Raw genomic sequence first — 6130 nt, forward strand, 5'->3', positions numbered from 1 at the left:
AATTAGGTGGGGCCGCAGCCCCGTCATTCAACTCAGCCCCAGTTCGCGCCACAGGCGCATCACGGCGCGGCGCTCGTCCTGGAACTGATCGCCCGGCACCACCCCGGGCTGCTTCTGCAGCGCCTGGCGGTGGGCAGCCGAGCGGTAAATCTTGTAGACCTCACGCAGCAGACCGGCATCTTCGGACGACATCAGACCAACGCGTTCGAGCCCCTCGAGGATGCGAATGTTGTCGGTGAATTCGAGCAGTTGCGGGTATTGCCACGACCAGGCCAGGGCCGCGTATTGCACCATAAATTCGATATCGACGATACCACCGGCGTCCTGCTTCAGATCGAAGGAAGCCGCTGCGTCGAAGGCGTTTTCCGCGGTGCCGGCGGCGGTGGCGCGGGTGCCGAGGTTGTCGCGCATCTTCGCCCGCATCTCGCTGACCTCGGTGCGCAGCGCCGCCACTTCGCGCTGCCGCCCCAGCACCTCGCCGCGCACGCGGGCGAACTCGCCGGCCAGACGCTGGCAGCCCACCAGCACCCGCGCGCGCACCAGCGCCTGGTGCTCCCAGGTCCAGGCCTCGTTTTCCTGATAGCGCTGGAAGGCGCCGAGCGAGCTGACCAGGAGCCCCGCCGCGCCGGAGGGCCGCAGGCGCATGTCCACCTCGTACAGCGCGCCGGAGGTGGTCTGGGTGGTCAGCAGGTGGATGATGCGCTGGCCCAGGCGGGTGAAGAACTGCGCGCCGTCGATGGGCTTGGCGCCGTCGGTCTCGGCCTGCGGATCGCCGTCATGGATAAACACCAGGTCCAGATCCGAGCCGTGGCCGAACTCCAGGCCGCCGACCTTGCCGTAGCCGACGATGATGAAATCGGGGTCGCAGGGCGTGCCATCGGTACGAAACGGCCGGCCATGACGCTGCACCGTGTGCTGCCAGGCCAGCGCCAGCACCTGATCGAGAATGGCCTCGGCCAGCCAGGTCAGGTAGTCAGAGACCTTCATCAGGGGCAGCGTGCCGGCGATTTCCGAGGCGGCCACGCGCAGGCTGTGGGCCAGCTTGAAGTGACGCAGCGCCTCCATCTGCTGTTCCAGGTCGTCCTCGGGGATGCGGATCAGCCGCTCGCGCAGCTCGGCCGCCAGCTCCGGCGCCAGCGGCGGATGGTAGAGCCGGCCTTCGTTGAGCAGTTCGTCGAGCAGCAGCGGGAAGCGTGCGATCTGCTCGGCGATCCACGGGCTGGCGGCGCACAGGCTGATCAGCCGCTGCAGGGCACCGGGGTTTTCCGAGAGCAGCACCAGGTAGGCCGAGCGCCGCGCCACCTTTTCCACCAGCGGCAGCACCCGCTCCAGCACGCGGTCCGGCGCCTCGTGCTCGACCGTCTCGGCCAGCAGACGCGGCACGAAGGCATCCAGCCGCTCACGCCCCAGGCGCTGCATGGCGCGAACCTGCGGCCCATTGCGCAGGTCGCCAAGACGCTTGAGCGCGACCAGCGGCTCGACGAAGCCCGCCTCCTGCAGTTGGCGCGCAGCGCTTTCCTCGTCGATGGCCGCTTCCCACAGCGGCAGCCACTCGGCGCCCACGCAGGCGCTACCGGCGGCGGCCTCATCCTCGTCCGGATCGGCGATCACCTGCTGGAAATGCCATTCGATGCGCCCGCGCCAGTGCATCAGACGCTCATGGAAACTCGCCCAGTCGGCAAAGCCCATGATCGCCGCCACCCGCGCCTGGTCGCGCGCGTCCGCCGGCAGCATCTGCGTCTGCCGGTCGCCGATGCCCTGCAGGGCGTGCTCGGTGTAGCGCAAAAACTCGTAACCCTCGCGCATCTCCGCCACCACCGCGGGCGGCAGATAGCCCTGGCCCTCGAGGGTCGCCAGCACCTTGAGCAGGGGCCGCTGCTGCAGGCTGAGGTCGCGCCCGCCATGAATCAGCTGGAAGGCCTGGGCGATGAACTCGATCTCGCGGATGCCGCCGGCACCGAGCTTGATGTTCTCGCTCATGCCCTTGCGCCGCACCTCCTGCTGGATCAGCAGCTTCATCGCGCGCAACGCCTCGATGGCGGAGAAATCCAGATAGCGCCGGTAGACGAAGGGCCGCAGCATCTCCAGTAGCTCGGCGCCGGCGGCCTGGTCGCCGCCGACCACGCGCGCCTTGATCATGGCGTAGCGCTCCCAGTCGCGCCCCTGATCCTGGTAGTACTGCTCCAGCGCATTGAAGCTGAATACCAGCGCACCGGATGAACCATAGGGGCGCAGGCGCATATCGGTACGGAACACGAAGCCATCGACGGTGATGGCGTCCAGGGCTTTTATGAGCTTTTGCCCGAGGCGGATAAAGAACTCCTGGTTATCCAGCGGCCGCTTGACCCCTTCGGTCTCGCCGCCTTCCGGGTAGCCGAAGATCAGATCGATGTCCGAAGACAGATTCAGCTCATGGGCGCCGAGCTTGCCCATGCCGAGGATGACCATGTGCTGCGCCTGGCCGCTGCGTCGACCGATCGGCGTGCCGAACTGCTGGCAATGGCGCGGATAGAGCCAGTGGTAGGCCAGATCGATGCAGGCGTCGGCCAGATCGGAGAGATCGCGGCAGGTCTCGGCCAGCGCCGCCTGGCGGCTGAAGTCGCGCCAGATGATGCGCAGCTGCTGGCGGTTGCGAAAGCGCCGCAGGCAGCGGCCGAGCGCGTCCTCGTCGGCACACTCGGCCAGCAGCGTTGCCAGCTGATCGCGCAACTCGCCGGGCTTCAGGCTGCGCTCCAGCTCGCCGGAGTCGGCCAACGCCATGAACATCTGCGGATCGCGGATCGCCTGCTCGCTGACGAAGTCGCTGAGTGCCGTGACCTGACGCCAGGCCTCGCGCCGCGCCTGCGGCCACTGCGCCAGCTTTGCAGGCAGCGCCTCATGTTCGAGCAATGCAGCCTGTAGCGACTGCTCGGCACGCTCGGCCAGGGGGATCAGAGAAGAGGGCAATTCGACCGGCGACGGCAGGCTCATGGTCTATCCTTTTGGCGGGTTGCCGGACGCACGGCACAACCGCCCGAAGCCCCACTGGCGCAGGGCGCGCGCGGCCGGCAGAACCGCGGATTGTAGTTTTACTACTAAAGAATTGTATCCAGAGGGCTGAATCCGGCGTCGGAATGTAGTAAAACTACAAGCGGCCGGTCCTACCCCCGGTAAATCCAAGAATTTCAACTCGCCCGCTCAAAAAGCCGGCGAGATCCAACTGGCCTCCGATTCTGGAAGCCTTTCCGCCCTGGAGCAAGCCATGCAAGACCTCGATCCGATCGAAACCCAGGAATGGCTGGACGCCCTTGAATCCGTCCTCGACCGTGAGGGTGAAGACCGTGCCCATTACCTGATGACCCGTCTGGGCGAGCTGGCCACCCGTAGCGGTGCGCAACTGCCCTACGCGATCACCACGCCGTACCGCAACACCATCCCGGTCACCCACGAAGCGCGCATGCCCGGCGACCTGTTCATGGAGCGCCGCATCCGCTCGTTGGTGCGCTGGAACGCCCTGGCCATGGTGATGCGCACCAACCTGGACGACCCGGATCTGGGTGGCCACATTTCCAGCTTCGCCTCCTCGGCGACCCTGTACGACATCGGCTTCAACTACTTCTTCCAGGCCCCGACCGAAGAACACGGCGGCGACCTGGTGTTCTATCAGGGCCACGCCAGCCCCGGCGTCTACGCCCGCGCCTTCATGGAAGGGCGCATCAGCGAAGAGCAGATGCAGAACTTCCGCCGCGAAGTGGACGGCAAGGGTCTGTCCTCCTATCCGCACCCCTGGCTGATGCCGGACTTCTGGCAGTTCCCCACCGTCTCCATGGGCCTCGGCCCGATCCAGGCCATCTACCAGGCCCGCTTCATGAAGTACCTGGAAGCGCGCGGCTTCATCCCCGCCGGCAAGCAGAAGGTCTGGTGCTTCATGGGCGACGGCGAGTGCGACGAGCCGGAATCCCTCGGCGCCATTTCCCTGGCCGGCCGCGAGAAGCTGGACAACCTGATCTTCGTCATCAACTGCAACCTGCAGCGCCTCGACGGCCCGGTGCGCGGCAACGGCAAGATCATCCAGGAACTCGAAGGCGTGTTCCGCGGCGCCCAGTGGAACGTCAACAAGGTGGTCTGGGGTCGTTTCTGGGACCCGCTGTTCGCCAAGGACAAGGACGGCGCCCTGCAGCGTCGCATGGACGAAGTGGTCGACGGCGAATACCAGAACTACAAGGCCAAAGACGGCGCCTATGTGCGCGAAAACTTCTTCAATAGCCCGGAACTCAAGGAGATGGTCAAGGACCTCTCCGACGACGAGATCTGGAAGCTCAACCGTGGCGGCCACGACCCGTACAAGGTCTACGCGGCCTACCATCAGGCCGTGAACCACAGCGGCCAGCCGACCGTGATCCTGGCCAAGACCATCAAGGGCTACGGTACCGGCGCCGGTGAAGCGAAGAACACCGCGCACAACACCAAGAAGGTCGATGTCGACAGCCTGCGCCAGTTCCGCGACCGCTTCGACATTCCGGTCAAGGACGAGGACCTGGAAAAGCTGCCGTTCGTCAAACCGGAGCCGGGCAGCCCCGAGTACAAGTACCTGCACGAGCGCCGCAACGCGCTGGGCGGCTTCGTCCCGCAGCGCCGGCAGAAGAGCTTCAGCATCCCCACTCCGCCGCTGGATACCCTCAAGGCCATCCTCGACGGCTCGGGCGACCGCGAAATCTCCACCACCATGGCCTTTGTGCGCATCCTCGCGCAGCTGGTCAAGGACAAGGAACTGGGCCAGCGCATCGTTCCGATCATCCCGGACGAGGCCCGTACCTTCGGTATGGAAGGCATGTTCCGTCAGCTCGGCATCTACTCCTCGGTCGGCCAGCTGTACGAGCCGGTCGATAAAGACCAGGTGATGTTCTACAAGGAGGACAAGAAGGGTCAGATCCTCGAGGAAGGCATCAACGAAGCCGGCGCCATGAGCTCCTTCATCGCCGCCGGTACCTCGTACTCCAACCACAACCAGCCGATGCTGCCGTTCTACATCTTCTACTCGATGTTCGGCTTCCAGCGTATCGGCGACCTGGCCTGGGCCGCTGGCGACAGCCGCACCCGTGGTTTCCTGATCGGCGGCACCGCCGGCCGTACCACCCTCAACGGTGAAGGCCTGCAGCATGAAGACGGTCACAGCCACATGCTGGCAGCGACCATCCCCAACTGCCGCACCTACGACCCGACCTATGGCTACGAGCTCGCCGTGATCATCCGCGAAGGCATTCGCCAGATGACCGAAGAGCAGCAGGACATCTTCTACTACATCACCGTGATGAACGAGTCGTACCAGCAGCCGGCCATGCCGGAGGGTATCGAGCAAGGCATCATCAAGGGCATGTACCTGCTCGAGGAAGACAAGAAGGAAGCCGCACACCACGTGCAGCTGCTGGGTTCCGGCACCATTCTGCGCGAAGTGCGCGAAGCGGCGAAGATCCTGCGCGACGAGTACAACATCGGTGCCGATGTATGGAGCGTCACCAGCTTCAACGAACTGCGCCGCGACGGCCTGGCCGTGGAGCGTCGCAACCGCCTGCACCCGGGCCAGAAGCCGCAGCAGACCTACATCGAGCAGTGCCTCAGCGGTCGCAAGGGTCCGGTCATCGCCTCCACCGACTACATGAAGCTGTTCGCCGAGCAGGTTCGTCAGTGGGTACCGAGCAAGGAATACAAGGTGCTGGGCACCGACGGCTTCGGCCGCAGCGACAGCCGCAAGCAGCTGCGTCACTTCTTCGAAGTGGATCGCAACTGGGTCGTGCTGGCCGCCCTGGAAGCCCTGGTAGACCGTGGCGAAATCGAAGCCAAGGTGCTGGCTGACGCCATCGCCAAGTTTGGCATCGACGCCGACAAAGCCAACCCCCTGGACTGCTAAGGAGCGTAGCGATGAGTGAGTTGATTCGCGTACCCGACCTCGGCGGTGAAGGCGAGGTGATTGAACTGCTGGTCAAGGTCGGCGACCGTATCGACGCCGAGCAGAGCGTACTGACCCTGGAGTCCGACAAGGCCTCCATGGAAGTGCCCTCGCCCAAGGCCGGCGTGGTCAAGGAAATCAAGGTCAAGATCGGCGACCGCCTGAAGGAAGGCGACGAGCTGCTGGTGCTGGAAGTCGAAGGGG

The 6130-nt window shown here is 65.1% G+C and carries 3 protein-coding genes; 2 read left to right on the forward strand and 1 reads right to left on the reverse strand.

The genetic code is table 11. The features are described 5' to 3' along the window. Positions 1-27: 27 nt before the first annotated feature. Positions 28-2970, reverse strand: coding sequence for a bifunctional [glutamate--ammonia ligase]-adenylyl-L-tyrosine phosphorylase/[glutamate--ammonia-ligase] adenylyltransferase (glnE, locus tag N7333_RS10775; protein WP_129481869.1), 2943 nt, complete (start codon positions 2968-2970; stop codon positions 28-30). Between the two features lie 271 nt (positions 2971-3241). Between glnE and aceE the strand changes: the two genes are divergently transcribed. Both aceE and N7333_RS10785 read left to right on the forward strand, forming a co-directional pair. Next, complete coding sequence (aceE, locus tag N7333_RS10780; protein WP_129481870.1) at positions 3242-5887, forward strand: pyruvate dehydrogenase (acetyl-transferring), homodimeric type; 2646 nt, start codon at positions 3242-3244, stop codon at positions 5885-5887. A gap of 11 nt (positions 5888-5898) precedes the next feature. After that, on the forward strand, positions 5899-6130 hold a 232-nt coding region (locus N7333_RS10785), incomplete at its 3' end, for a biotin/lipoyl-containing protein (protein ID WP_347815287.1).

This window comes from Pseudomonas sp. GD04158 (genome assembly GCF_029834875.1).
Taxonomy (GTDB): Bacteria; Pseudomonadota; Gammaproteobacteria; order Pseudomonadales; family Pseudomonadaceae; genus Aquipseudomonas; species Aquipseudomonas hydrolytica.

Excerpts from the sequence above, each read along its gene's own strand:
- aceE (WP_129481870.1), top strand. The coding sequence starts at position 3,242 with ATGCAAGACCTCGATCCGATCGAAACCCAGGAATGGCTGGACGCCCTT.
- glnE (WP_129481869.1), bottom strand. The coding sequence starts at position 2,970 with ATGAGCCTGCCGTCGCCGGTCGAATTGCCCTCTTCTCTGATCCCCCTG.